This window comes from Actinacidiphila paucisporea, assembly GCF_900142575.1.
GTDB lineage: Bacteria > Actinomycetota > Actinomycetes > Streptomycetales > Streptomycetaceae > Actinacidiphila > Actinacidiphila paucisporea.
The window spans coordinates 20,097-46,456 of sequence record NZ_FRBI01000032.1; the positions used below are offsets into that span (position 1 = coordinate 20,097).

Consider the following 26,360-nt stretch of genomic DNA (forward strand, 5'->3'; position numbering starts at 1 on the left):
GACCGGTAGTGTACGCGGTTGGCCCCCTAGCTTGACCGTTACTGCACGCGAAAGATATGACAACGCCGGGTGACATCTCCCCTCAGATGTGACAAAGCGGGCGCCGGTGGGTACAAACAGGGGCGACACGACGGGCGACGCATATCCCTCATCGGGAATCTTCACCGCCGACCGGACGTTGACCGGATGACGACGACAGCGACACCTGTCCTGTGGGCGACCAAGCCCGGGAGGCACGATTCATGAGTGAGCGAGCTCTCCGCGGCACGCGACTCGGGGCCACCAGCTACGAGACCGACCGCGGTATCGATCTGGCCCCGCGCCAGACCGTTGAGTACGCATGCCGGAACGGACATCGTTTTGAGATGCCGTTTTCGGTCGAGGCCGAGATTCCTCCGGAGTGGGAGTGCCGCGCATGCGGCCAGACCGCGCTCCTGGTGGACGGAGAGGGCCCGGAGGAGAAGACCACCAAGCCCGCGCGCACGCACTGGGACATGCTCATGGAGCGCCGCACGCTGGAGGAGTTGGAGGAGGTCCTTGCCGAAAGGCTGGCCGTCCTGCGCTCCGGGGCGATGAACATCGCGGTGCATCCGCGCGACAACCGCAAGACCGCTTGACCCCGCTCCCCCGGGTGACGTCCGGGGGCGGTCCCGACCATCCCGCCCGGCGCGGAACGCAGCGTTGCGTTTTCCGCCGGGCGGTTTTGTCGTGCCTCGGTCCTGCGGGTCCCTCGTACCTCAGTCCTGCCCGTACCTCAGTCCTGCCCGTGCCGGTCCCGGTCGACGACCTCGCCCTGGATGACCTTGCCGTCCGGGCGGTGGATACGGGTCTGCTCACCGGCCTGCTGCGCCTGCTGGAAGAGGTCGCCGAGCGAGCCGGGGTCGGCGGCGGCCGGGTGGCGGCGCAGCGAGCGGGCCGCGGCCCGCTCGGCCAGCGAGCCGATCAGCTTGCGGGTCGGCGGGAAGAGCAGGAGCAGCCCGACCGCGTCGGAGACGAAGCCGGGGATGATCAGCAGCATCCCGCCCAGCATGTGCAGGCCGGTGCGCCCGCCGCCGGCCGGAACGGGGGCCACGGCACCCTGCTCCGCGCCCGGCTGCTGCATGGTGGCGGCCAGATTCCGCCAGGCGCTGCGGCCGGCGCGCTTGACGGCCGCGGCGCCGAACACGAAGCCGGCGACGATGCAGAGCAACACGACCAGGCCGCTGGTGGCCGAGGCGACCACCGTCAGCAGCCAGATCTCCAGCACCGCCCAGGCCGCGATCACCAGCGGCACCACGGTCCTGGCGCGGGAGCGCCGCCGCGGCTGCGCGGGGCGCGGGCGGACGGGGGGCGGGCTGCTCGTCGTCATAGCTCAAGTGTGCCAAAGAGCGGGTAAAGGCCGGGTCGGCGGGCCCTGACCTCGGTGGACTCGGGAGGTGCCGTGACGACACGATGTGGCACGTGACGCACGATCCGCAGTATCCGCAGGAAACCGGGCACACTCCGTCGCCGGCCTGGCGCCGGGTGACCCGAGGCGAGCCGCGCTGGGCCTCCACGGCGGCGGTGATAGCCGTGGTGGTGATCCAGCTGACGCTGCCGGCCCGGCTCGCGGCGCATCCGCGCTGGCTGATGCCGACGGTGGAGCTGGCGCTGCTGGTGGCGCTGGTGGTGGGCAACCCGCACCGCATCGAGCGCGACTCGCGTCCGCTGCGGTTCCTGGAGCTCGGGCTCGCCCTGGTGATCGGCGGCGCCAACGCCTATTCGGCGGTACGCCTGGTGACCGGTCTGATCCGCGGCACGGAGACCGCCGCGGCCGGGGCGCTGCTGCTGATCGGCGGCGGGATCTGGCTGACGAACATGGTGATCTTCGCGCTGCTGTACTGGGAGCTGGACCGCGGCGGTCCGGCCGCCCGCGCCCAGGGCGAGCGGGACGTGCCGGACTTCCTCTTCGTCCAGATGCAGTCGCCGGAGCTGGCCCCGCCGCGCTGGGAACCGGCCTTCTTCGACTACTTCTACCTGTCCTTCACCAATTCCACGGCGTTCAGCCCCACCGACGTGATGCCGATAACGCGGTGGGCGAAGGCGCTGATGCTCGCGCAGTCCGCGGTGTCCCTGCTGACCGTGGTGCTGGTGGTGGCGCGGGCGGTGAACATCCTGGGCTAGCCCCGACGCCCGACACCCGCGGCCCGGGGCCTACGACGGGGACGGCCGCCCGGCCTCCGCGGTGAGGGCGCTGCCGGTCTCGCCGTCGGCCGGTTCGCCGACGTGCGGGCCGGTCTGCGGGTCGGGGTCGCGGTCGCCCTCCGCGTCGGAGTCGGCCTCGCCCTCGCGGGCGACGGCCGGCTTGCCGCCGGAGATCCGGCCGGTCCGGGAGCTGATGCCCCACGCGGTGACCCGCAGCAGGGCCTCGGCGACGATGGTGCGGCTCATCTTGCTGTCGCCGCGCTCGCGTTCCACGAAGGTGATCGGCACCTCCACCACGTGGAAGCCGGCCTTGACCGCGCGCCAGGCGAGGTCGACCTGGAAGCAGTACCCGGCGGAGGCGACGTCGTCCATGCCGAGGCCGAGCAGGGTCTCCTTGCGGAAGGCGCGGTAGCCGCCGGTGACGTCGCGGATGGTCACACCGAGCATCAGCCGGGAGTACGTGCTGCCGCCACGGGAGATGAACTCGCGGCTCTTGGGCCAGTTCACCACCCGGCCGCCGGGGATCCAGCGCGAGCCGAGCACCAGGTCGGCGCTCTTGAGGGCGGTCAGCAGCCGGGGCAGCTCCTCGGGCTGGTGCGAGCCGTCGGCGTCCATCTCGACCAGCACGTCGTAGCCGTTGTCGATGCCCCAGCGGAAGCCGGCCAGGTAGGCGGCGCCGAGCCCTTCCTTGCCCTTGCGGTGCAGGACGCGCACCGACGGGTCGGCGGCGGACAGGTCGTCGGCCAACTTGCCGGTGCCGTCGGGGCTGTTGTCATCGGCGACCAGGACGTCGGCGTCCGGGACCGCGGCCCGTACCCGCCGCACGATCGGCACCACGTTCTCGGCCTCGTTGTAGGTCGGGATGATGACCAGGACCCTGCCGAGCGGCCCGAAGCTCCGCTGCTCGCCGTCGTTCACTGCTGTTCTTGTCCTTTCGTGGTGCGGGTACGGTCCCGCCTGCCGAGTGCGATGGCGACCGCACAGGACAGAAGCCCCACCATAGCGAGGGTCCACTCGGGTGCCGCACCGACGCGATCGGCGATCGTCGTGCCGTCGCGCAGCGGGATGTCGGCGTTCAGCACCTGCTGGGTGAATTCCCTGCTGCGCTGTTCGATCTTGCCATCAGGGCCGACGATCGCACTGATCCCGCTGGTCGCGGCGGTGACGACGGCCCGCCCGTGCTCGATCGCGCGCAGCCTGGACATGGCGAGCTGCTGCTCGGGCTGCCCGGTCCTGCCGTAGGTGGCGTTGTTCGTCTGGACGACGATGGCCCGCGCCCCGGCGTTGACGGTGTCGCGCACGATGCCGTCGTAGGCGACCTCGAAGCAGATCACGTCGCCGAGCCTGGCGGGGCCGATCTGCAGCACACCGGTGGTCCTGCCGGGGTAGAAGTCGCGGGGGATCTCGTCGAGCCGGCTGATGACCTTGGTCAGTTCCTTGCGGAAGGGCACGTATTCGCCGAACGGCACCGGGTGCTGCTTGGTGTAGTGCGCGCCCGGGCCCTTGACCGGGTCCCAGACGATGCCCTCGTTCTGCACGTGGTCGGCGTCCGGGCCGTCCACCAGGACACCCACCAGCACCGGTACGCCGACCGCCTGGACGGCCTCGGTGATCTTGTCGTACGCGGCCGGGTTCGAGAACGGGTCGAGGTCTGAGGAGTTCTCCGGCCACAGCACCAGGTCGGGCTTGGGCACCCGGCCCGCCTTGATGTCGGCGGCGAGCTTCAGGGTGGCCTTGACGTGGTTGTCCAGGATCATCATCGGGCGGCCGAGGAAGTGCAGACCGGGCTGCTGGACGTTGCCCTGCACGACGGCGATCCGTACGTGGTCGGTGGCGTTCGTCGGCACCGGTACGAGCAGGCCGGCCAGCAGGACCGCCGCGGACAGTACGAGGGCCCCGGCGGCGGGCAGCACGGCCCGGGGGCTCCGTTCCCGGGCGCGGTAGAGGCGTACCGCCGACAGCGCGGCAGCTGCCAGCGCAGTGCCGCTGAGCGCCACCGCGAAGGTCACCAGCGGGGCGCCGCCGAGCGCGGCCAGCGGGGTGTACGGGGAGCCGGTGTTGGCGAAGGCGAGCCGGCCCCAGGGGAAGCCGCCGAAGGGCAGCCGGTCCCTGGCCAGTTCCTCGGTCACCCACAGGCAGGCCGCCCACAGCGGCCCCCCGGGCAGCCGCTGGCCCAGCACCAGGCAGCCGCCCAGCACGGCGAGGAAGCCCGCCTCGATCGCTGCCAGGCCCACCACGGCGTCCCACCCGACGGTGTGCAGCCACTGCAGCAGCCAGATGAAGAAGGGCCAGCCGAAGGCGAAGCCGAGCCAGGCGCCCTGGCGTACGGTCCTGCCGCGCGTCAGCAGCGACAGCGCGGCGACCGCGACCAGCGACAGCGGCCACAGGTCGTACGGCGGGAAGGCGGCGGCCAGTGCCAGGCCGCTCGCCGCGGCGACCGCGCTGCTGGGCGCGGACCTGCGGGCGAGGGCGCCGAACCGTCGGCGCCGCGAGGCGCGGGGCGCCGCGGGCTCCGGTGCGTCCAGCGGGCCGCCGGGCACCGTTTCGGGCACGCCGGGTTCGGCCGGGGGCGCCGCGGGAGCGGTTTCGGGGCGCAGGCGCACGGTCGCGGCCTTCCTGCAGGTGGAGGGTGGTGAAGGCGACCGTACCCCGTGATGACGCGAGGGCGAGCCGCGGATGGGCAAAGCTTCCCATCCCACCGCGCCGGGCCCAAAGCCGGCGCTCTCCGCCCGCGCTGCTGCGGAACGGGCCCGAACGCCCTTCGGGCCGACCTGGGAACCGCTGGCTGCGGGTCGACCAAAGCCGTTGTCTACTGGGCGTCCGGGCCCTTCCCGGGTCACACCTGCCGATCGGGCGGCGCTCACCCTCCGTACCCTCACGGGCGGAGAGGCCCACTGGCGAGCCGCGTTCTGCGTCGCGCGCTGGACCTGGCTGCCAGTGGCGGCGTGCACGTGCGGCGCGACACCCCATGGCCCAGCGGCGGTCGACGCGACCGCGGAGGGCCCCCGGTTCGACGTCCTGTGGTGGACTTCGCCGAACCTACTCGCCCTCGACCGGCCACTGTCAACAGCCCTTTGACCTGCGGGGTTTCACCAAATCAGCAGGTCAGTGCGGACCGGCCGGGCGGCAAGCGACACGCCGCTGCCGCCCGAGCGCGCACCGTTCGGCCGCATCCGACGCCGCCGCCGGTCACCCGTTCGGGCGCGTGTGCACCGTACGGCCGCCGACGACCGTACGCAGCGCGGTCGGCAGCTCACCGCCCGGAGTCAGATCGGGCAGGCCCGGGGTGCCGGAGCGCGGGTCGGTCGACCAGTTGGCGACCCGCTCGTCGGGAGCCTGGACGACCAGGTCGCCGACCCGCCACACCACGTAGTCCGCCGGCGCGCCGGGCACCAGGACGCCCGCGTCGTCCCGGCCGACCGCGCGCCAACCGCCCCTGGTGTGCCCGGTGAAGGCGGCGCGGGCGGAGATGCGGTGCGCGGGCGTCCGGTGGAAGGCGGCGGCCCGCACCGCGCCCCACGGGTCGAGCGGGGTGACCGGGCTGTCCGAGCCGAGCGCGAGCGGCACGCCCGCGCGGGTCAGCGCCGCATACGGGTTGAGCGCCGCGGCCCGCTCGGCGCCGAGCCTGGCCGCGTACATCCCGTCCGGGCCGCCCCAGGCCGCGTCGAAGGCGGGCTGCACGGAGGCGACCAGGCCGAATTCGGCGAAGGCCGCGATGGCGGCGCCGGTCAGCAGTTCGGCGTGCTCGACGCGGTGCCGCAGGGCCCGCACCCGGTCCAGGCCCACCGCCTCGGCGGCGGCCCGCACCCCCGCCACGACGGCGTCGACGGCCGCGTCCCCGATGGCGTGGAAACCGGCCTGCACGCCGGCCTGCGTGCATAGCAGCAGGTGGCGGGCGATGGTCTCGCCGTCCAGGTACGACACGCCCGAGACGGCGGCGTCGTCGGCGTAGGGCGCGTGCAGGCACGCGGTGTGCGAGCCGAGCGAGCCGTCCACGAACAGGTCGCCCGCGGCGCCGACCGCGCCGAGGTCGCGAACGCGGTCCAGGTCCGCGGCCTCGCGGACCGGCTCGGCCCAGTAGCCGAGCACCCGCGGCCCGTCGCCGGCCGCGGCGAGCGCCAGCAGGCCCGTCAGGTCTTCCTGCGAGGAGATGTCGGGGCCGGCGCACTCGTGCACCGAGCCGATGCCCTGCGCGGCCGCGTGCCGCAGTGCCGCCCGCTGGGCCGCCTCGCGCTGGGCGGGCGTCACGGCGGCGTACGCGGCCCGCCGCACGGCATGGTGGGCGTCCCGCGTCAGCGGCCCCTGCGGGTCGTGGCCGGCCAGGCCCGCCAGGTCCGGTACGAGGGCGGCCAGGCCGCTGCTGACGGCCGCGCTGTGCACGTCGGTGCGCGACAGGTACAGCGGGCGGCCCCCCGTCGCCCGGTCCAACTCCGTCCGCGTCGGCGGCCGCCGCTCCGGCCAGCGGCTCTCGTCCCACCCGTGCCCGAGCAGTACGCGGTCGGCGGCGTGCGATGCCGCGTACCCGGCGGTCCTCTCCAGCGCCTCCGCCAGGTTCGCGGCGCCGGTCAGGTCCAGGCCGGTCAGGGCCAGCCCCGTGGCGGTGGTGTGCACGTGGGCGTCCGTGAACGCCGGTGTGACCAGGGCTCCGTCGAGGTCGACGACCTCGTCCACGCCGTCGGCGAAGGAGTCGGCGGCGGCCTCCTCGCCGACCCAGGCGACGGTGTCGCCGTCCACGACGATCGCTGTCGCGAACGGGTCGCTCGGCGTGTACACGAAGCCGGCACGCAGCATGACGGTCCTGCTGCGTGGGTTGCCCTCCGACGAGGGCCTGGTCTCACCAGAACTGGGGCGCATCCCCCCAGTCTCCCCCTCCCCGGGCGCGCCCCCGGCCTCGGGGGTGGCCCCCGACCAGCCCCTTTCCCGCGCGGTGCGCCCCCGACGAGGCGGTCCGTCCTCCCCGGAGCTTCGCGTTGGGGGGAGCCCCGCGCCCCCGGGGTCCGTGCCCCTTGCGGTGCGTCGCTTGCCTGCGGCCGCGTCGTGGCTTGTCGCGCAGTTCTCCCCCAGAGCTTCGCCTGGGGGTACCCCCACGCGCCCCTGGGGGGTTGCCCCTTGCGGTGGGCGATCCCCTGATCCGCCGACGTGGTTGCGCGCGCAGTTCCCCGCGCCCCCGAGGTCCCTGCCCCTTGCGGTGCGTCGCTTGCCTGCGGCCGCGTCGTGGCTTGTCGCGCAGTTCCCGCGCCCCTGAGGGGTTGCCCCTTGCGGTGGGCGATCCCCTGATCCGCCGACGTGGTTGCGCGCGCAGTTCCCCGCGCCCCCGAGGTCCCTGCTCCCTGCGGTGCGTCGCTTGCCTGCGGCGCCATCGTGGCTTAGCGCGCAGTTCCCCGCGCCCCTGGCTTTCGCGGCTCTTCGGCGCTCCCACGCGGCGCAACGCTGGGCGTGAGCGGACGCAGGCCAAATGGGGCGCGTGGGGGTACCCCCAGGCGAAGCTCTGGGGGAGAACGGCGCGGCCAGCCACGACGCGGCCGCAGAGAAGCAACGCACCGCAAGAGGCAATCCCCCAGGGGCGCGGGGAACTGCGCGCGCAACCACGACGCGGCCGCAGGCAAGCAACGCACCGCCAGGGGCAGAAAGATTCGCCCCCGCACGGGGGTTAGAGGCGCGGTGGGCGCGACTCGTACGGGGTCGAGAGGACGACCGTGGTGCGGGTGGAGACACCCGCGAGGGTCCTGACCCGAGCGAGGAGGTGTTCGAGCTCGCTCGGCGTGGAGACGCGGACCTTCAGGATGTAGTTCTCGTCGCCCGCCACGGAATGGCACGCCTCGATCTCGGGGACCTCGGCGAGCCGCTCGGGGATGTCGTCCGGCGCGCTCGGATCGAACGGCTTGACGGAGATGAACGCGGTCAGCGGGAGCCCGACGGCCTCGGCGTCGACGATCGCGGCGTATCCGCGGATGACGCCCCGCTGTTCGAGCCGGCGGACCCGCTGGTGGACCGCGGAGGTGGAAAGGCCCGTGGCCTTGCCCAGGTCCGTGTAGCTCATGCGCCCGTCGGCCATGAGCAGCTCCACGATCTGACGATCCAGCTCTTCCACAGCCGACGACCTTACCGGCACGCCGGTGGTTTCGGTCATGCGTGGAGCATTCGGTCGAGGAAGCCGTTGGAGAAGGTGCGGGCTGGGTCGGTGGCGGCGGCCAGGGAGAGGAAGTCCGGCATCCGGGGGTAGCGGGCGCGGACCTCGGCGGGGGCGGTGGTGAAGAGCTTGCCCCAGTGCGGGCGGGGCTCGTAGGGGGCCAGGGCGCCTTCGAGGGCGGTCAGGACCGGCAGGACGCGGGCGGTGTCCTTGATCCAGGTGAAGTGCAGGGCGACGGTGTCGCGGCCCTGCGCGGGGCTGAGCCAGAGCCGGTCGGCGGCGACCGTGCGGACCTCGCAGACCTGCAGGACGGGCGCGATGGTCCCGCGCATGGCGTCGAGGGCGGTCAGCGCGGCGACCGCGTGAGTGCGCGGCACCAGGTACTCGGACTGCAGCTCCTCGCCGCTGCTGGGCGTGAAGCCGGGCCGGAAGTGCGGCAGGCGCTCGTGCCAGGGGCCCGGCACATCGAACTGCTCGGTGCAGTGGACGGGATCGACGCCGGGCACCGGGTGCATCTTGGACTCGGCGGGCTTGGCCCACGGGAAGTCCGCGCCGGGGGCGTCGGCGAGCTGCTTGAGCCACACCTGGGTGAAGCGCGGGCCGCGCCAGTCGGTGAAGAGGCTGACGCTGTACGCGGCCGAGGTGATCGCGTCGAAGTTCGCGGTGGCGTCGGCGAGTTCGAGGCCGGTGAGGACCCGCTGGCGGATCTCGTAGGCGGGCCGCAGGTCCAGGGTGAGGTGGGTGACGATGCCGAGGGCGCCGAGCGCGACGACGGAGCCGTCGAAGGTGTCGCCGTCGGCGGCCCGGCTCATGGTGTGGATGCCGCCGTCGGCGGTGACCAGGTCGATGCCGGAGACGGAGGTGGCCAGGCCGCCGTTGGCGTCGCCGGAGCCGTGGGTGCCGGTGGCGACGGAGCCGCCGACGGAGATGTGCGGCAGGGACGCCATGTTGGGCAGCGCGAAGCCTCGGGCGTGCAGGTGCGCGGCCAGTTCCGCGTAGCGCACGCCGGCGGCGACCCGGACGCTGCGGGCGGCGGTGTCGATGTCGATCTCGGGCGGCAGCCCGGACAGTTCGATCAGGGTGCCGTCGGTGTCGGCGATGTCGCTGAAGGAGTGGGCACTGCCGAGTGCTTTGGCGCGGCGGCCGGCGGCGACCAGCGACCGCAGCTCGGCGACGGTGGCAGGTCGGCGTACTTCGGCCGCGGAGAAGGCCAGGTTTCCGGCCCAGTTGCTTTGCATCACGTCACGCTTCCACTTCCGGCGGACCTGTCCTGGCCTCGCCGGTTGGCACCTTATCCGGCCGCGGGGCAAGGAGCCGCGCGGGGGCGCAGGGGGGTGCGCGGGCGCACGGCGGGGGCGCATGAACCAGCCATCCGGGCCGGTGTGACGAAGGCCACATCGAGTGGACCGGTCTGCCCGCTATGGCGTGGTTACCCGCGTAGCGTGGCGGGAAGTGCTCGCTATGGCCGCTGGCGTGATGCCGGGCCGACCCGATGAAGGGCATCCCACCCGAGGGGGAGACGCAGCATGCGTAACCATGTGCGCCACAGCCGCAGCGAGCGGATCAGGCCGGCGTTCCAGGAGGGTCACGAACGCGACGCCGCGTTCGCCTTCCCCGCCGGTGAGCCGGCGGATTCCGACGCCGACGCGTCGGACGACCTCATGGACGCCGACGAGGCCTTCGAGGAGGACTTCGGCGACGTCGTCCGGCTGTCCTGCCCGGACTGCGGGCGGCCCATCGCGGTCTTCACCGACGAGGAGCAGCTGCCGCAGCACGCCCTGTGCCCGACGCCGTGGAATCCGTTCGGCCTGACCGTGTGCACCGGCTCCGGCCGCGCGGTGGCCGACGCCCGCCCGGCCGACGGTGCCGCCGGCGCGGACGCGCAGCGGGAGCTGGCGGCGCTGCTGACGCTGCCCGCCGGCCTCGACTGGCGTACGCAGCCGTTCTCGCACGTCGGCGGCCCCGAGACGCGGCCCATCCACATGCCCGAGCAGCGGCTCGCGGCCTGATCGCAGCGCCCGGCCGGCGTGGACGGCGCCGGCCTCGCGTGACCGCGCCCGCGTCTCGGGTCAGCCCCTGGACTCGGGCCCGGCCAGATGGCGGGCGACCACCATCCGCTGGATCTGGTTGGTGCCCTCCACGATCTGCAGCACCTTCGCCTCCCGCATGTAGCGCTCGGCCGGGAAGTCCGCGGTGTAGCCGTAGCCGCCGAGCAGCTGCACGGCGTCGGTGGTCACCTGCATCGCGGTGTCGGTGCAGAAGAGCTTCGCCATGGCGGCCCGCGCGGAGAAGGGCTGCCCGGTGTCCCGCAGCCGGGCCGCGGCCAGGTAGAGCGCCCGGCCGGCCTCGATCCTGGTGGCCATGTCGGCGAGCATGAAGCGCAGGCCCTGGAAGTCGGCGACGGGCCGGTCGAACTGCCGCCGCTCCAGGACGTAGCCGAGCGCCGTGTTCAGGGCGGCCTGCGCCAGTCCGGTGGCGCACGCGGCGATGCCGAGCCGCCCGGAGTCCAGGGCGTCGAGCGCGATGGCGAAGCCCTGGCCGAGGTCGCCGACGCGGCGGGTGTCGGGCACCCGGACGGCGTCGAAGTGGACCTGCGCGGTCGGTGAGCCCTTCAGGCCCATCTTCCGTTCCGGCACGGCCGCCGACAGGCCGGGGGCGTCGCCCGGTACGAGATACGCCGAGATGCCGTGCGCGCCCTCGCCGCCGCTGCGGGCCAGCACCGTGTAGAAGTCGGCGACGCCGCCGTGGGTGATCCAGGACTTCGTGCCGTCGATGGTCCAGTCGTCGCCGTCGCGCACCGCCCGGGTGCGCAGGGCGGCGGCGTCGGAGCCCGAGGTCGGCTCGGAGAGGCAGTAGGCGCCGAGCAGCGTGCCGCCGAGCATGGCGGGGAGGTGCTCGGCGCGCTGCTCCTTGCTGCCGTAGTGGGCCACGGCGTGGCAGGACAGGGTGTGGACGCTGACCCCGAGGCCGACGGTCAGCCGGGCCGCCGCCAGTTCTTCCAGGACCTGGAGGTACACCTCGTACGGCTGGCCTCCGCCGCCGTCTTCCTCCGGATAGGGCAGGCCGAGCAGTCCGGCCTCGCCGATCAGGGTGAACGTCTCGCGCGGGAAGCGCCCGGCGTCCTCCTCGGCGGCCGCGGCGGGGGCGATCTCCCGCTGGGCCAGGTCCCGGGTGAGCGCGAGCAGGTCCCGCGCCTCCTCGGTGGGCAGTTGGCGGGACACCGGCTGCGGGCCGTAGGTCTGCATGCGGCGCACTCCTCCCTCTCGGGGGCGACGGCGGCATCTCACCGTGGGTGGGCGGTGCCGTCCGATGGGCATACCCGGACACGAAGCTCCCGTACCGGATCACGGCACGGGTTGATCAACACGACCGGCGGGTTGGAGTATGCCCGATGGGGCGACGCCCCGTCACCGGTGCCTTTCGCGGTGGTCCACCGGCGTGCGGGCCCCCGGGGGCGCCGACCACCCCGCAGGCGCCGGACGGGCCCCCGGGGCCGGCGTCAGGTGCCGGTGAGCCGCAGGCCCGCCCACAGGGCGACGGTGGACGCCACCAGCGTCGGCGGCACGGTGAGCAGGCCCAGCCGGGTGAAGGTGCGCAGCGAGGCGTCCGTGCCGTGGTCCTGGAGCACCCGCCGCCACAGCAGCGTGGCGAGCGATCCGGCGTAGCTGAGGTTGGGACCGAGGTTCACACCGATGAGCACGGCGAGCACCGGCCCGGCGCCGCCGGTCTCGGCCAGCGGCAGCAGGGCGAGCACGGCGGGCAGGTTGTTGATGACGTTGGCCAGCAGGGCGGCGAAGGCGGCCGTCCCGAGCAGTGCGGGCAGGCTGCTGCCGGACGGCAGGATGGCGTCCGCCGCGTCCGACAGACCGTTGCGTACCACCGCCTCGACGACGACGCCGAGCGCGAGTACGAACAGGCAGAACAGCGGCCCCGCCGCGGCCACCAGCCCGCCCACGGTGGCCCGGCGGCGGTGCAGCGCCCGTACGCCGAGCACCAGCGCGCCGGCCAGCGCCGCCCAGGCCGGGTTGATCCCGCCCAGCGAGGTGATCGCGAAGCCGGCCAGCGTCAGACCGAGCACCACCAGGGTGAAGACCGGCACGGCGGGCGGTTCGCCGCGCTCGGGCGGGTGCTCGGTGACGGCGAGGTCGGCGGTGAAGAACCGGCGGAAGATGACGTATTCGATGCCGACGGCGAGCAGCCACGGCACGGCCATCAGCAGCGCGAACCGGGTGAAGGTCACCCCGGCGGCGGTGAAGGCCAGCAGGTTGGTGAGGTTGGAGACCGGCAGCAGCAGCGAGGCGGAGTTGGCCAGGTGCGCGCAGGCGTAGACGTGCGGGCGGGGCCGGGCGCCTGCCCGGGCGGCGGTCGCGATGACGACCGGGGTGAGCAGGACGACGGTGGCGTCCAGGCTGAGCACCGCGGTCACCACGGCGGCGACCGCGAAGACGCCGGCGAGCAGCCGCTGCGGTTCGCCGTGGCAGGCCTGCGCGATGGCGTCGCCCGCGGCGGTGAAGAGCCCGTCGTCGGCGCACAGCTCGGCCAGCACCAGCACGGCGGCCAGGAAGCCGACGACCGGCGCCAGTTCCTTGATCTGGCCCCAGGCGGCCGGCAGCGGCACCGCGCCGACCGCGGTGAGCAGCACCGCCGCCGGCACCGCGGCCACGGCCTCGGGCCAGCCGTGCGGCCGGATCACGGCGAAGCCCAGCACGATGAGCAGCGCGGCCACGGACAGGGTCTCTGCGGCTGCGGTACTCAGTGGAACCCCCTGGTCCGGATGCGGTGGCTACCAGGGGATTCCATCACAGCGCCCGTGACCGCCCGCGCAGCACGGCCGGTACGGGAGGCGGGTGCGGCCCCCGGGGCGGGTCAGCTCGCGTCGGCCAGGGTCAGGGTGTGCAGCTGGTCGGCGGGGCCCGCCTTGCCGTAATACCAGCCCTGGGCGGTGTCGCAGCCCAGGGCGCGCAGGTGCTCGGCCTGGGTGCGGGTCTCGACGCCCTCGACGGTCACGGTGAGGTTGAGGGTGTGGGCGAGCGAGACGATGCCCTCCACGATCTTCATCTCGACCGGGTCGGCGGGGTGCTGCCGCATGCCGCGGGTGAAGGACCGGTCGAGCTTGAGCACACTGACCGGAAGCCATCGCAGCGACGACAGGTTGGAGTATCCGGTGCCGAAGTCGTCCAGCGCTATCGCCACCCCGAGGTCGGCGATCCGGCGCAGCGGCTTGAGCGCGTCCTCGTCGGCGCCGATCAGAGCGCTCTCGGTGACCTCCAGGCACAGCGCGCTGGGCTGCAGGCGGGTCTCCTCCAGCACCGCGACGACCTCGGCGACCAGGTCGGGATGGCTCAGCTGCACCGGTGAGAGGTTGACGTTGATCCGCGGCGCCGGGCCGGTGAACTGCAGGTCATGCCAGTCGCGGGCCTGCTGTGCGGCCTGTTGGAGCACCCAGCGGCCGAGCGGCACGATCTGCCCGGTGCTCTCGGCGAGCGGGATGAACTGGTCAGGACCGAGCACCCCGTGCACCGGGTGGAGCCAGCGCACCAGCGCCTCGGCCCCCAGCACGGCACCGTCCTCCAGGCCGATCAGTGGCTGGTATTCGACGAAGAACTCGCCGTGCCGCAGCGCGCTGGGCAGCTGGTTGGTCAGCCCGTGCCGGGTGATGGCGCGGGCGTCGGCGTCGGGGTCGGCGACCTCGTAGCGGTTCCCGCCGCGCTCTTTGGCGCGGTACATCGTGATGTCGGCGCTGCGCAGCACGTCGGCGGGACCGCGGGTGCCGACCTGGCCGTGCACGATGCCGATGCTGCCGTGCACGGGCAGCTGGCGGTCGTCGAGCAGCACCGGGGCGGAGAGCGCCCTGAGGATGCGGGCGGCCAGTTCGGTGACGGCGGCCTGGCTCGGCGGGTCGGCGTAGACGGCGACGAACTCGTCGCCGCCGATCCTGGCGACCAGCTGGTCGGGCGAGGCCACGCAGCCGCGCAGCCGGTCGGCGACGGCGACCAGCAGCCGGTCGCCCACCGCGTGGCCGAGGCTGTCGTTGACCGCTTTGAAGCCGTCCAGGTCGAGGTAGCACACGCCGATGTCGCGGGCCGGGTCGGCGAGCGCCTGGTCGAGGCGCTCGAAGAACAGCGCCCGGTTGGGCAGCCCGGTGAGCGCGTCGTGGGTGGCCTGGTGGCGCAGCCGCTCCAGCAGCCGGCGGCGCTCGGTGATGTCCTCGAACAGCGCGAGCTGGTAGCGCGGCGAGCCGTCGGCGTCGCGCAGCAGCGACACCTGGACGTCGGCCCACAGCACCGAGCCGTCCGCCCGCAGGAAGGCCTTCTCCACCTCGTAGTGGTCGCGGTCGCCGCGCACCAGGCCGCGGTTGAGCGACGCCGGGTCGCCGGCGGCGGACTCCAGCTGCGTCCACTCGCCGACCCTGCGGTGCCTGACGTAGGCCTCGCTGCCGAACATCCGGGTCAGCGCGTCGTTGGTCTCCAGCACGTTGCCGTCGAGGTCGGCGATGCCGATGCCGACCGCGGCGGTCTCGAAGACCGCGCGGAAGCGGGCCTCGCTGGCCGCCAGCGCGGTCTCCGCCTCGCTCTTGGCGTTCAGCGCGGCGCGGGATATCGACTCCTGCTCGTGCAGGGTGCGTTCGCGCAGCGCCTGCGAGAAGCCGACGGCGACCGCGTGCTGGAGGCGCGAGCAGCGCACACGGCACTCGTCGGCGGGCAGGTCGAGGACCGGGCCGCAGTAGAGCACCAGGTAGGCGTCGATGACGCCGAGGATGCTGGGCAGCGCCTCGGGGTCGGTGCAGTGCGCGGCCACCAGCCCTTCGCCGACCCGGGCGGCGCCGCGCGGGTCGAAGCGCTCCGCGTGCAGCGCGTCCCGCAGGGTGCGGGCCAGCGGCAGCAGGTGCTGCTCGAACTCGGCCCTGGTCATCGAGGTGGCGGTCACCGGGTAGATGGCCCGGCTCCAGATCGCGGCGAACCGGGAGAGGCAGTCCGCCTCCACCACCGCGATGCCGCCCTGCCCGCGCACGGAGCCGGCCGGTCGCTCGGTCACGCCTTGAGCCCCACACCGGCGAACCCGGTGAGCACGGCTGGATCGATGTCGTCGCCCGGCGGGGTGTCGGGGCGCCAGTGCGGCATCGGGACGACGCCGGGCTCGACGAGTTCGAAGCCGGTGAAGAAGCGCCGCACCTCGGGCACCTGACGCATGACCAGCGGTGTGCTGGTGCGCTGGTAGACCGCCGCGCCGGCGCGCATGTCGTCGTCCAGCGAGCGGTCGTGCGGGGTGTGGGTGGCGTGGGTGATCACCAGCACGCTGCCCGGCGCGAGGGCGTCGCGCAGGGTGGCGACCACGCCGTGCGGGTCGTCGGCGTCGGAGAGGAAGTGCAGCACCGCCACCAGCAGCAGGGCGACCGGGCGGTCGAGGTCCAGCATCCGCCGGGTCTCGGGGTGGTCGAGGACCGAGTGCGGGTCGCGCAGGTCGGCGGTGGCGATGGTGGCGTGCTCGTTGCCGTCGAGCACCGCCTTGCTGTGGGCGACCGCGACCGGGTCGTTGTCGACGTAGACGACGTTCGCCTCGGGGTTCAGCGCGTGGACGACCTCGTGCACGTTGCCGAAGGTCGGGATGCCGGAGCCGATGTCGAGGAACTGGTCGACGCCCCGCCCGAGCGCGTACCGCACCGCGCGGCGCATCATCGCCCGGTTGGCCTGGCCGACTTTCGGCATCGCGGGCACGGATTTGAGCACGTGCCTGGCCGCTTCCCGGTCGACCTCGAAGTTGTGCGAACCGCCGAGGTAGTAGTCGTAGACCCGCGAGACGCTGGGCACGGTGATGTCGATGCCGGGCGGTGCCCAGGAAGGACGGTCGGTCACAGTGGGAGTCTCCAGGTCGTGGGGCCGGGGTGTGCGCGTCCGGAGTCAACTCTCGCGGACGGTGGGCCGCTTACTCTGTGAGGCTACTGATCACGTGTTCGGAGCGAAACACGCAACTGGAGAAGCCAGGTCCGTTTTCGGTCAACAAGCACCGGCATGTACAGGTGCGAAAACGCGCCACGGCGAATTTGCGCACACGGTGCAGGGCAAGCGCAGAAACGATGGTGGACCCGTGGCGACGATCTCCACGGGTCCACCATCGTTTTTCGGCCAGATCACTGGCCTGTCAGCAGGCGCCCTCGTCCTGCCACACGCCCCACTCACCGGTGGTGCCGGGCTCCTCGTTGGTGGTCCACCACTTGGCCTTCCACTTGTGGCTCTTGTGGGCGACCTCGTTGCCGTTGACGTAGACCGCGGACGCGCTCCACTCGGCGACCGTGCAGGTGCCGCCGCCGGGCGGCGTGGTCGGCGGGGTGGTGGTCGGCGGCGTGGTGGGCGGGTTGGTCGGCGGGGTGACGCCGGCGAACTTCACCGAGAACTTCGCGAAGTCCCAGGGCTGCTGCGCCACGCTGCTGCACGTGCCGGACGTGGTGCCGTTGTCCGGCGGGCTGCACTGGCGGTCCCGGTTGAGCGACCAGAAGGTGAAGCGGCCCATGCCGTGGCTGGTCGCGTAGTCCAGCACGGTCTGGAAGTCCGCCTGGTAGAAGTACTCGCCCGAGTCGCTGCGGCCGTTCATGCCGGAGAAGCCCTCGTGCGCGTACGCGGTGGCGGTGTCCCACCCGAAGGTGGTCTTGAGCAGCCCGTTGAAGGCGGTCAGCGCGGAGGTCTGCGACGCGGCGCCGTTGAAGCCGCCGTCGAAGGGCATGATGGAGAAGTTGTTGGGTGTGAAGCCCTGCGCCTTGGCCTCGTTGAGCATCTGCTGGCCGAACCAGCCGGTGCCGGCCGCGGTGCCCGCGGTGGTCACCGAGATGAACAGGCCGGGGTTGTTCTGCTGGAGGATCTTGGCGGCGCCGATCTCGTGCGAGACGGCGGCGGTGTTCTCGTACTCCGGCTCCTCCAGGTCGAAGTCCATCGCCTTGAGCTGGTATTTGTTGATGACCTGCTGGTAGGCGGCGGCAGTGGACGCCGCGTCGGAACACGCCTGGCCGAGCTTGGTGCCGCCGTAGCCGCCGATGGAGACCGAGACGTCACCGCCCTTGGCACGGATCGCCGAGATCACGTTGCCGACCGCGGTGTCCGAGGAGACCGCGCTGGTGCCGCCCCAGGTCGGGCTGCAGCCACCGCCGTTGGGGGCCAGGATGAAGGCGAGCTGGAAGGCCTTGAGGCCGGTGGCGTCCATGATCGCGGTCGCGTCCGGCGGGTTGTTGTCGGTCGGCATCAGGTAAGGGGCGGCGGCGTACCACTGATTGCTCAGCGCGTTGGCCGACACCGTGGCGCCGCTGGCCTGGCCGGTGCCGAGCGCGGCGGTCGCGCCGAGCCCGGCCACGGCGAGGGCGGCGGCGGCCACGCCGGAACCCAGTGCATGGAGACGCTTCACGTCTGGACCTCCTGTGGGGGAACGTGCCAGCAGAATCCTGCGCTGACACGAACCCGTCAATGAGTTGGTCCAGACCTTTAGAGCAACCCACAAATTGGTCTCTACCAATTAGCGGGTCCCGGAGGGCCGCCGCACGTCAGGAGCGCCCGGAGCGCCCCCTTTTCACACCACCCCGACCGCCGCGAGCGCCCGCCGCTGCCCCGGGCTCGGCTTCGCGGGGAAGTACAGGTAGCAGACCCCGCCGGTGCCGCCGCTGACCCCGCCGGTGGAGTTGATCCGCTTCGTACGCAGCCAGATGGTCTCGAACTGCGACCGCTTGTAGACGTTGCGGACCACCGCGTCGCTGCTGCTCGCCGGGTCGTTGGCGACCACGTCGCCCTCCGCGGTGAAGCCCACCAGGCACATCAGGTGCCCCGACGTGCCGTAGCCGGCGCCGTCCAGTTCGGAGGCGAGGAAGGACTGGGACGTTATCACCGGGATGCCGGCCTTGATCAGCTTCTCCACGTCGCTCAGCGAGCGCAGCCGGGTGATGACGCCCTGCATGTCCTTGTACGTGGCCGCGTAGGCCGCGTTGAACGGCCAGTTGCCGCAGCCCTCGTACTGGTAGTCGTAGGTGTAGCGGGCACCCTGGTCGACCTGCGGGTCGGCGTACGACGGGTCGACCCAGGACAGCTGCTGCGCGGTCGGGCCGCGGCCCCAGTACTCGATGACCATCGTGGACGACGTCGGGCTGCACCAGGCCTCGCCGCCGTTGTCGTACTGCGGGTACTGGCCCTTGTGGATGTTCTGCGAGTACGCGGGCACCGGCAGCTCGACGCCGGCCGCCTCGCCGGGCACCGAGGCCGGCACGGTGAAGCGGTCGGGGATGTTCGACGCCATCGCGCCGAGCCGCCACACCGTCGGCGTCAGCTTGCTGCCGGGCTTGCGGAAGAGCGTCAGCCGCAGCCGGTACGAGGCGAGCAGCGGGCCGGCCGCCGTGTCGTCGATGGCGAAGGTGTCGGTCCAGATGCTGCTCTTGCCGTCGCTCTGGTCGTCCACCGACGTGCGCCGGATGTCCTCGTCGCCGTCGCCCGCGGTCCAGCGGCCCATGACGTACGCCGGGGTGTCGGTGCCGTCGGTGTAGGTGCCGAGCAGCTCCACCTGGATCCAGGTGCCCGCCGGGGTGTGCGCGTTCCACGACGAGATCAGCTCGCTCGCCGGGTGCGGGATGCTGCGCGGCGGGGAGGTCCAGGACGCCGACTCCCAGGAGGCGGTGATGCCGGTGTGCGGGTCGGTGTAGTCCAGCGTGCCGGTGGCCCGGCCGATCTCCAGGCCCGGCCGGGCGCCGGGCACCGGGCGGGTGCCCGCGTGCGCGCCGAACAGCCAGTCGGCGAAGCTCGTCCAGCCGTGGTAGTCGACCGGCGCGCTGTCGGGCTGGGCGCCGGGGCCGCTCCGCTGCGGCACGGCGCCGGGCGCGGCGGCGCCGGACGGCGCGGCCGACGCGAACGGCGCGGTGGCGGTGGTCGCGGCGGCCGCGGCGGCCGCGGCGGCGGCCAGCGCCGCGGTGATCACGGCACGGCGGGGAGCGTTACTGCTCATGGCTGAATCCCCTCGTTTTCCCTCGTCGGGTACGGGACACCCCCGCGCGCCGCCAGGCGGCAGGGTCGCACCACCATCGCAGCCCGGCAGCCCTTTCCACCAGGTTTTCCGGCCGCGTGGCGCCACCAACATTGGTCTGCTCCTGTGGCGCTCAGCCGGGCAGGACCACCAGGTCACGCCCGGTCAGATTCAGCCTCTCGCCGCCGCTTTGCGTGCACACCGCGATGTCCTCGATGCGCGCGCCGAACGTGCCGGGCAGGTAGATGCCCGGTTCGATCGAGAAGGCCATGCCCGGCGCGAGCACCCGCCGGCTGCCCGCCACGATGTACGGCTCCTCGTGCGTCTCCATGCCGATGCCGTGCCCGGTGCGGTGGATGAAGTGCTCGCCGTAGCCGGCCGCGGTGATGATGTCCCGGCCGACCGCGTCCAGTTGCTCGGCGGTGACGCCGGGCCGCACCGCGTCGGTCTGCGCGGTCTGCGCGCGCAGCAGCACCTCGTACAGCTCGCGGAAGGCCGCGGGCGGCTCGCCGACCGCGTAGGTGCGGGTGGAGTCCGAGCAGTAGCCGTCGGCCGTGGTGCCGCCGATGTCGACCACCACCGGGTCGCCCGCGCGGATCACCCGGTCGGACACCTCGTGGTGGGGGCTCGCGCTGTTCGGGCCGGAGCCGACGATCACGAAGTCCACCGCCGCGTGGCCGGCCGCCACGATGGCCTCCGCGATGTCCCCGGCGACCTCGCGCTCGGTGCGCCCGGCCCGCAGCCACTCCCCCATCCTGCGGTGCACCCGGTCGATGGCACCGCCCGCCCGGCGCAGCGCCGCCACCTCGGCGGGGCTCTTGCGCACCCGCAGCTCGGTGAGCACGTCGCCGGCCAGGCTGGCCTGGGCGTCGGGCAGCGCCGCCTGGAAGGCCAGCAGCTTCTCGGCCCACATGTGGTTGTCGACGGCGAAGCGGCGCACCCCCGCGGGCAGCCGGCGCGCGATCAGCTCGTACGCGTCGGCCGTCTCGGCGAAACCGGTGATCTCCACGCCGAGAGCGCCTGCCGGAGAGGCCTGCGCGGCGGGCCGCTCCAGCGCGGGCACCACCAGGAAGGGGTCCCCTTCCGCAGGCACCACCAGGCAGGTCAGCCGCTCCAGCGGATGCGCCTGATAGCCGGTCAGATACCGCAGGTCCGCGCCGGGCGAGACCAGCAGCGCGTCCACCCCCGCGTCGGCGGTGGCCCTCCTGGCGAGTTCCAGCCGCTCGGCGGGGTGGAGCGGGTCGCGTGCGTCGGTTGAGTCGGTCACACCGACCACGGTAGACGGCGGCGCCGTCCGATCCCGCGACCTCCCACGGCCCGGCGCTCACCGGGCCGCCGTACGGGCGGCCCTATGCTCGCCGTTCATGGACGCAACCCCCCCGGCGGGGCACCCGCCGCTCTCGCTGCGGGAACTCGCCCGCAGGCTGGACCTGCTGCCGCCGTCCTGCGGCCCGGTGCGCCTGGTGGCCGTCGACGGCCACGCGGGCGCCGGCAAGTCCACGCTCGCCGCGCGGCTGGCGGAGGAGGCCGGCGGCCTTCCGGTGCTGCACACCGACGATCTGGCCACCCACGAGGAGCCGTTCGGCTGGACGGAGCGGCTCGTCGCCGAGGTGCTGGCGCCTTTCCGCGAGGGCCGGGACGCCAGGCACCGGGTCTACGACTGGACCGCGCGGCGCTTCGCCGGCGAGCGGCTCGTCCCGGCGGCGCCGGTGGTCCTGCTCGAAGGGGTCGGCACCGGGCAGCGCGCCCTGCGCCCCTCCCTGGCCCTGTCCCTGTGGCTGGAGGTCGACCCGGCGACCGCCCGGCGGCGCGGGATCCGCCGGGACGGCCCCGGTCTCGAGCACTTCTGGACCGGGTGGTCGGCGGCGGAGGACGAGCACTTCGCGCACGACCCGACGCGGCCCTTCGCGGACCTCCTGGTCCACCAGACACCCACCGGATATCGCGTCGCTCCCAACCCGAACGGTCACGCCGGGTGACGCACTTGACCGCTCCGCGCGGAGCAATTACGTTTTCAACCAAGCGGTCCCGGAAGGCCGCCACGTAGCACGGAGCCCCCGGTTGTTCCCCCGTGACCGGGGGCTTCGTCTTGCCCGGCGCCCCCACCCGCACCACCGCGCTCCGCGCCTCCTGCACCCCTGCGCCCCTCGGGTGATTGCCACTTGCAGTGACGTCGCTACTCACGGTGCACCGCGGCTGGGCGCGCAGTTCCCCGCGCCCCTGTTGGGGTGCCCTCTGGGGAGAGGGTGGGTGTATTCAGGGGCGCGTGGGGGCACCCCCAGGCGAAGCGCTGGGTGGGGGCACCCCCAGGCGAAGCGCTGGGTGGGGGCACCCCCAGGCGAAGCGCTGGGTGGGGGCACCCCCAGGCGAAGCGCTGGGGGAGGACGGCGCGACGGCGAGCGCGGGGGCAGAGCCACCGCGAGTGGCACGTCAGCTCGAAGCTCCGCAGGAAAACGCGCTCTACGGTGGCGACCTGTTCGCGGGTACGATGCCGGAGGGTGTGGGGCGGGGGCATGGGGTGCCGCCGCCCTGGTTCAACTCCCGCGCGCCGCACGGCGGTTGGCGCGGGCGGCGGCGAGGGGCGCGGGGGAACGATGGGTGGGGACTAGATGGACTTCGGCACCGACCGCGCGGGCGCCCCGGCCGATCTCGCATGGCTGCGCGGCATCGACGCGTACACCATGGGCGCCTACGTCCAGGCCGAGGAGGAGTTCAAGGCCGCGGTGCGCATGGACCCGGGGATGGCCGACGCCTGGCTGGGACTGCACGCCCTGCGGGCCGACACCGCCACCGCGCTGCTCCAGATGTACCGGCACCGGGACCGCTTCGGCGAGCAGCGCGCCGCCCACCGGCGCACCCTCAACTCGTGGTACTGGCTCGGCTGGTGGGTGCAGCCGGTGCTGGAGACCAGCAGGGACCTGCTGCTCGCGCACGCCTCGCACTGGCTGGACGGCCGCCATGTCGCCGAGCTGGACCGGGCGCTGGCGGACTGCCCGCCGGTCGACACCGACCCGCAGGTGCGCTTCCTGCACGCCTGCCGGGCGTATCTGGTGAAGGACTGGGAGCACCTGGTGCGGCACACCGAGCCGCTGCTCGGCGACCCGCTGCTGGGCATCGAGGCGGGCCTGTTCGGCGGTATGGCCCGAGTGCGCCTGGAGATGTGCGGGCAGGCGGAGCCGCTGCTGGCCGCTGCCCTGATGCGGTGCCGCAGCGAGCAGCCGCAGCGCAAGGAGCTGCGCTACTGGCTGGCCCGCGCGTACGAGGGCACCGGGCGGACCGCGGCGGCCGTACCGCTCTACCGGGCGGTGCACCGGGTGGACCCGGCGTTCATGGACACCGCCGCGCGGCTGGCCGCGATCCACGAGACCGACGACGGCCTGGACGAGAGCGCGGGCCTGGCCACCGCCGTGTCGCTGGCCGGTGCCGGGCAGGCGGTGCCGGAGGGCGCCGGGGACCTGGACGCGGCCCTCTACCCGGAGCCCGGCGACGGCCGCCCGCCGGGCAGCGCCGAGCTGGACGACGCGCTGCTGGCGTCCGCGGGCGCGCTGGACGACGACATACGCGACCGGGCCGCCGCCCCGCTGACCGGCGCGCTGCCCGCCCAGCTGCCGCTCGGCGGCTCGGATCCGGTGCTGCTGGCCCAGGCGCTGGCCGAGCTGGACGGCATGGTCGGCCTGGAGCCGGTCAAGCGGCAGGTCAAGGCGCTGTCCGCGCAGCTGCGGATGGCGCGGCTGCGGGCCGGCCAGGGCCTGCCGGTGCAGCCGCCGAAGCGGCACTTCGTCTTCTCCGGCCCTTCCGGCACCGGCAAGACCACGGTGGCCCGCATATTGGGCCGGGTCTTCTACGCCCTCGGCCTGCTGGGCGGCGACCACCTGGTGGAGGCGCAGCGCTCCGACCTGGTCGGCGAATTCCTCGGGCAGACCGCGGTGAAGGCCAACGAGCTGATCGACTCCGCCCTCGGCGGCGTGCTGTTCGTGGACGAGGCCTACGCGCTGTCCAACTCCGGCTACAGCAAGGGCGACGCGTACGGCGACGAGGCCCTGCAGGTGCTGCTCAAGCGCGCCGAGGACAATCGGGACCGCCTGGTGGTCATCCTGGCCGGCTACCCCGAGGGCATGGACCGGCTGCTGGCGGCGAACCCCGGCCTCAGCTCGCGCTTCACCACCCGGGTGGACTTCCCCAGCTACCGCCCGCCGGAGCTGACCCGGATCGGCCAGGTGCTGGCCGCGGAGAACGGCGACCAGTGGGACGACGAGGCGCTGGAGGAGCTGGGGGCGATCAGCGGCCATGTCGTGGACCAGGGATGGATCGACGAGCTGGGCAACGGGCGGCTGCTGCGCACGCTGTACGAGAAGAGCTGCGCCTACCGCGATCTGCGGCTGTCGGAGTATCCGACGACGCCCAGCCGCGAGGAGTTGTCGACGCTGCGGCTGCCCGACCTGATGCAGGCCTACGGCGAGGTGCTGTCGGGACGCGGGCCCGGCATCCCGCCGCCCGACCCGGCCGAGTAGGCCGGACCGGGCGCGGGCGTCAGCGGACCAGTTCGCCGGGCACCGGGCGGTGCGAGGGATCGCGGACCTCGCCGACGAGCATTTCCAGCACGTCCTCCAGGGCGACCAGCCCCAGCACCCGCCCGGCGGGGTCGGCGACCGCCGCCAGGTGGGACGCGGCCCGCCGCATCGAGGTCAGCGCGTCGTCCAGCGGCAGGTCGGCGCGCAGCGTGGTGATCGGGCGCCACAGCCGCTGCGGCACCGGGCGGTCCTGGTCCTCCAGGTCCAGGACGTCCTTGACGTGCAGGTAGCCCAGATAGCCGGCTTCGGGGTCGGCGGCGACCGGGAAGCGCGAGTAGCCGGTGCGTACGGTCAGCTCCTCGACCTCGCGAGCGGTCGCCGTCGGGGACAGGGTGATCAGCTGGTCCGGGGTGAGCAGCACCTCGGTGACCGGGCGGGTGCCCAGCTCCAGCGCGTCCTCCAGGCGCTCCTGCTCGTCGGAGTCCAGCAGCCCGGCCCTTCTGGCGTCCTCCACCAGCACGGTCAGCTCGGCGCTGGTGAAGACCGAGTCGACCTCGTCCTTGGGCTCGACACCGCAGGCGCGCAGGATCAGCCGCGCGCTGGCGCCGAGCACCACGATCACCGGGCGGAAGACCCGGGCGAAGCCGACGAGTCCGGGGCTGAGCCACAGCGCGGTCTTCTCCGGGTCGGCCATCGCCAGGTTCTTCGGCACCAGTTCGCCGATGACCAGGTGCAGGAAGACCACCAGCGCCAGCGCCAGCACGTAGCCGATCGCGTGCACCAGGTCGTCCGGCACGTGGGCGGCGGCGAAGACCGGCTCCAGCAGGTGCGCGAGGGTGGGTTCGGCGACCGCGCCGAGCGTCAGCGAGCAGACGGTGACGCCGAACTGCGCGGCGGCCATCATCTGCGGCAGGTGCTCCAGGCCGTAGAGCACGGTCCTGGCCCTGCGCTGTGTCGGGGCCAGCGGTTCGATCTGGCTGCGGCGGACCGAGACCAGGGCGAATTCGGCGCCGACGAAGAAGCCGTTGCCGAGGACCAGGAGCAGGGCGAAGAGGAGTTGCAGTGCGCTCATCGCTCGCTCTCCTCCCCCGCGGCGGGCGCCGTACGCACGATCCTGACCCGTTCGGCCCGGTGGTGCCCGACGTCGGAGACCCGCAGCCGCCAGCCGGGCAGCTCGGCGGTGTCGCCGACCTCGGGGATGCGGGCCAGCAGGTCGGCGACGAGTCCCGCGACCGTCTCGTAGGGGCCTTCGGGCGCGTGCAGGCCGATACGGGCCAGCGTGTCGACACGGCAGCCGCCGTCGGCGTCCCAGGCGGGCCGGCCGTTATCCGGCGGGGCCTGGGCGAGGTCGGGCAGGTCGACCGCGTCGTGCTCGTCGCGGACCTCGCCGACCAGTTCCTCGACGATGTCCTCCAGGGTGACCACCCCGGCGGTGCCGCCGTACTCGTCGACCACCACCGCGATGGGCTGCTGGCTGCGGAGCAGTTCGAGCAGCGGCTGGGCGGCCAGCGTCTCGGGCACCAGCAGCGGGACGACCGCGATCCGGCTGACCGCGGTGCGGTCGCGCAGCTCGGCGGGGACAGCGAGGGCGTCCTTGAGGTGGACCATGCCGACGATGTCGTCCAGGCGGGCCCGGTAGACCGGGAAGCGGGACAGGCCGGTGGCGCGGGTGAGGTTGAGGACGTCGGCCGCGGTGGCGGTGTCCTCCAGGGCGCTGACCCTGACCCGGGGCGTCATCACGTTCTCCGCGGTGAGGTCGCCCAGGGACAGGGCGCGGACGAACAGGTCGGCGGTGTCCTGTTCGAGGGCGCCGGCCTGCGCGGAGTGCCGGGCGAGCGAGACCAGCTCGGTGGGGGTGCGGGCGGAGGCCAGCTCGTCGGCGGGCTCCACGCCGAGCATCCGCACCAGGTGGTTGGCGGCGGTGTTCAGCAGTTCGATGACCGGCCGGAAGGCCCGGGAGAAGGCCCGCTGCGGGCCTGCGACCATCCGGGCGACGGCCAGCGGCCTGGAGACGGCCCAGTTCTTCGGGACCAGCTCGCCGATGACCATCTGGACGGCGGAGGCGGCCATCATCCCGGCCACCACCGCGACACCGGGGGCGGCGCCGTCCGGTATCCCGGTGGCGCTGACGGGCCCGGTGAGCAGGTCGGCGAGGGCGGGTTCGGCGAGCATGCCGACGACCAGCGAGGTGATGGTGATGCCGAGCTGGGTGCCGGACAGCTGGAAGGACAGTCTGCGCAGGGCGGCGACGACGCCGGCCGCTCGGCGGTCGCCTGCCGCGGCGGCGCGTTCCGCGGCCGGGCGCTCCACGGTCACCAGGCCGAATTCGGCGGCGACGAAGAAGCCGTTGGCGAGGATCAGGACAAGGGCCGCTGCGAGCAGCAGCAGTGACGTGCTCATGAGGCCGCCGCTCCACGGGACTGGGCGGGAGGGGCGGCGCAGGTACTACCGGACGGTTCGTCCATCGGGGTGTGAGTGTCACTCCTCGGTCGGTCGGGCGGTTCGGCGGGCGGCGCCGTCACGGCACCGCCCGGATCCAGAGTAATCATTGCGGTCGCGGCCGCGAAGGA

20 protein-coding genes are annotated in these 26,360 nt (G+C 73.3%); 5 read left to right on the plus strand and 15 right to left on the minus strand.

The features are described from left to right. Positions 1 to 242: 242 nt before the first annotated feature. Positions 243 to 617 (plus strand): RNA polymerase-binding protein RbpA, encoded by a 375-nt coding sequence (locus tag BUE44_RS31235; RefSeq protein ID WP_031517570.1) that lies wholly within the window; start codon positions 243 to 245, stop codon positions 615 to 617. A gap of 137 nt (positions 618 to 754) precedes the next feature. On the opposite strand, the gene fxsA is transcribed toward BUE44_RS31235, so the two are convergent. Then, positions 755 to 1,348, minus strand: coding sequence for an FxsA family membrane protein (gene fxsA / locus BUE44_RS31240; protein ID WP_073502388.1), 594 nt, complete (start codon positions 1,346 to 1,348; stop codon positions 755 to 757). Between the two features lie 92 nt (positions 1,349 to 1,440). On the opposite strand from fxsA, the gene BUE44_RS31245 reads away from it, so the two are divergent. After that, positions 1,441 to 2,142, plus strand: a complete 702-nt coding sequence (locus BUE44_RS31245; RefSeq protein WP_235002643.1) for a hypothetical protein — start codon at positions 1,441 to 1,443, stop codon at positions 2,140 to 2,142. A 30-nt stretch (positions 2,143 to 2,172) separates the two neighbouring features. On the opposite strand, the gene BUE44_RS31250 is transcribed toward BUE44_RS31245, so the two are convergent. The 5 genes from BUE44_RS31250 to BUE44_RS31270 all read right to left on the minus strand — a co-directional run bounded on the left by BUE44_RS31250 (position 2,173) and on the right by BUE44_RS31270 (position 9,531). Further along, positions 2,173 to 3,081, minus strand: a complete 909-nt coding sequence (locus BUE44_RS31250; protein WP_079190246.1) for a polyprenol monophosphomannose synthase — start codon at positions 3,079 to 3,081, stop codon at positions 2,173 to 2,175. Further along, positions 3,078 to 4,766 (minus strand): apolipoprotein N-acyltransferase, encoded by a 1,689-nt coding sequence (lnt, locus tag BUE44_RS31255; RefSeq protein WP_407640078.1) that lies wholly within the window; start codon positions 4,764 to 4,766, stop codon positions 3,078 to 3,080. Before lnt ends, BUE44_RS31250 begins: the two co-directional genes overlap by 4 nt. A 586-nt stretch (positions 4,767 to 5,352) precedes the next feature. After that, positions 5,353 to 7,017, minus strand: a complete 1,665-nt coding sequence (locus tag BUE44_RS31260; protein WP_073502390.1) for an amidohydrolase — start codon at positions 7,015 to 7,017, stop codon at positions 5,353 to 5,355. A gap of 796 nt (positions 7,018 to 7,813) precedes the next feature. Then, positions 7,814 to 8,254, minus strand: a complete 441-nt coding sequence (locus BUE44_RS31265) for an Lrp/AsnC family transcriptional regulator (RefSeq protein ID WP_073502391.1) — start codon at positions 8,252 to 8,254, stop codon at positions 7,814 to 7,816. A gap of 35 nt (positions 8,255 to 8,289) precedes the next feature. Continuing rightward, positions 8,290 to 9,531 carry a D-arabinono-1,4-lactone oxidase gene (locus tag BUE44_RS31270; protein ID WP_073502392.1) on the minus strand — a complete coding sequence of 414 codons (1,242 nt, stop codon included), beginning with the start codon at positions 9,529 to 9,531 and terminating at the stop codon, positions 8,290 to 8,292. Between the two features lie 288 nt (positions 9,532 to 9,819). Here BUE44_RS31270 and BUE44_RS31275 point away from each other — a divergent pair, with 288 nt between their 5' ends. Then, positions 9,820 to 10,302 (plus strand): hypothetical protein, encoded by a 483-nt coding sequence (locus tag BUE44_RS31275; RefSeq protein WP_200804577.1) that lies wholly within the window; start codon positions 9,820 to 9,822, stop codon positions 10,300 to 10,302. Positions 10,303 to 10,362: 60 nt separating this feature from the next. Here BUE44_RS31275 and BUE44_RS31280 read toward each other — a convergent pair whose 3' ends face one another. The 7 genes from BUE44_RS31280 to BUE44_RS31310 all read right to left on the minus strand — a co-directional run bounded on the left by BUE44_RS31280 (position 10,363) and on the right by BUE44_RS31310 (position 20,555). Beyond that, positions 10,363 to 11,538, minus strand: coding sequence for an acyl-CoA dehydrogenase family protein (locus BUE44_RS31280; protein ID WP_073502393.1), 1,176 nt, complete (start codon positions 11,536 to 11,538; stop codon positions 10,363 to 10,365). Between the two features lie 254 nt (positions 11,539 to 11,792). After that, positions 11,793 to 13,049 (minus strand): SLC13 family permease, encoded by a 1,257-nt coding sequence (locus BUE44_RS31285; RefSeq protein WP_073502394.1) that lies wholly within the window; start codon positions 13,047 to 13,049, stop codon positions 11,793 to 11,795. Positions 13,050 to 13,159: 110 nt separating this feature from the next. Next, positions 13,160 to 15,328 carry a putative bifunctional diguanylate cyclase/phosphodiesterase gene (locus tag BUE44_RS31290; RefSeq protein WP_073502395.1) on the minus strand — a complete coding sequence of 723 codons (2,169 nt, stop codon included), beginning with the start codon at positions 15,326 to 15,328 and terminating at the stop codon, positions 13,160 to 13,162. Continuing rightward, complete coding sequence (locus BUE44_RS31295) at positions 15,325 to 16,146, minus strand: SAM-dependent methyltransferase (protein WP_073502396.1); 822 nt, start codon at positions 16,144 to 16,146, stop codon at positions 15,325 to 15,327. The genes BUE44_RS31290 and BUE44_RS31295 overlap by 4 nt, the downstream gene beginning before the upstream one ends. Before the next feature lie 286 nt (positions 16,147 to 16,432). Beyond that, positions 16,433 to 17,683 (minus strand): chitinase, encoded by a 1,251-nt coding sequence (locus BUE44_RS31300; protein WP_200804578.1) that lies wholly within the window; start codon positions 17,681 to 17,683, stop codon positions 16,433 to 16,435. A gap of 162 nt (positions 17,684 to 17,845) precedes the next feature. Beyond that, positions 17,846 to 19,261, minus strand: coding sequence for a peptidase C39 family protein (locus tag BUE44_RS31305; RefSeq protein ID WP_073502397.1), 1,416 nt, complete (start codon positions 19,259 to 19,261; stop codon positions 17,846 to 17,848). A 151-nt stretch (positions 19,262 to 19,412) separates the two neighbouring features. Next, positions 19,413 to 20,555, minus strand: a complete 1,143-nt coding sequence (locus BUE44_RS31310) for a M24 family metallopeptidase (protein ID WP_073502398.1) — start codon at positions 20,553 to 20,555, stop codon at positions 19,413 to 19,415. 88 nt (positions 20,556 to 20,643) lie between these two features. Here BUE44_RS31310 and BUE44_RS31315 point away from each other — a divergent pair, with 88 nt between their 5' ends. Both BUE44_RS31315 and BUE44_RS31320 read left to right on the plus strand, forming a co-directional pair. Next, positions 20,644 to 21,258: a uridine kinase family protein gene (locus BUE44_RS31315; protein WP_073502399.1), complete on the plus strand. Its 615-nt coding sequence runs from the start codon at positions 20,644 to 20,646 to the stop codon at positions 21,256 to 21,258. A 630-nt stretch (positions 21,259 to 21,888) separates the two neighbouring features. Next, positions 21,889 to 23,790: an AAA family ATPase gene (locus BUE44_RS31320; RefSeq protein WP_073502400.1), complete on the plus strand. Its 1,902-nt coding sequence runs from the start codon at positions 21,889 to 21,891 to the stop codon at positions 23,788 to 23,790. 19 nt (positions 23,791 to 23,809) lie between these two features. Here the strand turns inward: BUE44_RS31320 and BUE44_RS31325 are convergent, their stop codons facing one another. Further along, the gene (locus tag BUE44_RS31325) at positions 23,810 to 24,862 is read right to left on the minus strand and encodes a hemolysin family protein (RefSeq protein ID WP_073502401.1); all 1,053 of its coding nucleotides are present in this window, start codon (positions 24,860 to 24,862) and stop codon (positions 23,810 to 23,812) included. Next, a complete protein-coding gene (locus tag BUE44_RS31330; protein WP_073502402.1) occupies positions 24,859 to 26,190 on the minus strand; it encodes a hemolysin family protein in 1,332 nt (443 codons plus the stop codon). Before BUE44_RS31330 ends, BUE44_RS31325 begins: the two co-directional genes overlap by 4 nt. Positions 26,191 to 26,360 lie beyond the last annotated feature (170 nt).

Bases quoted from the DNA above. Each gene is read 5' to 3' on its own strand.
- BUE44_RS31270 (WP_073502392.1), bottom strand. From the start codon at position 9,531: ATGCAAAGCAACTGGGCCGGAAACCTGGCCTTCTCCGCGGCCGAAGTA.
- BUE44_RS31315 (WP_073502399.1), top strand. From the start codon at position 20,644: ATGGACGCAACCCCCCCGGCGGGGCACCCGCCGCTCTCGCTGCGGGAA.
- BUE44_RS31330 (WP_073502402.1), bottom strand. From the start codon at position 26,190: ATGAGCACGTCACTGCTGCTGCTCGCAGCGGCCCTTGTCCTGATCCTC.
- BUE44_RS31235 (WP_031517570.1), top strand. From the start codon at position 243: ATGAGTGAGCGAGCTCTCCGCGGCACGCGACTCGGGGCCACCAGCTAC.
- BUE44_RS31275 (WP_200804577.1), top strand. From the start codon at position 9,820: ATGCGTAACCATGTGCGCCACAGCCGCAGCGAGCGGATCAGGCCGGCG.
- BUE44_RS31325 (WP_073502401.1), bottom strand. From the start codon at position 24,862: ATGAGCGCACTGCAACTCCTCTTCGCCCTGCTCCTGGTCCTCGGCAAC.
- BUE44_RS31260 (WP_073502390.1), bottom strand. From the start codon at position 7,017: ATGCGCCCCAGTTCTGGTGAGACCAGGCCCTCGTCGGAGGGCAACCCA.
- fxsA (WP_073502388.1), bottom strand. From the start codon at position 1,348: ATGACGACGAGCAGCCCGCCCCCCGTCCGCCCGCGCCCCGCGCAGCCG.
- BUE44_RS31320 (WP_073502400.1), top strand. From the start codon at position 21,889: ATGGACTTCGGCACCGACCGCGCGGGCGCCCCGGCCGATCTCGCATGG.
- BUE44_RS31305 (WP_073502397.1), bottom strand. From the start codon at position 19,261: ATGAGCAGTAACGCTCCCCGCCGTGCCGTGATCACCGCGGCGCTGGCC.
- BUE44_RS31280 (WP_073502393.1), bottom strand. From the start codon at position 11,538: ATGCAGACCTACGGCCCGCAGCCGGTGTCCCGCCAACTGCCCACCGAG.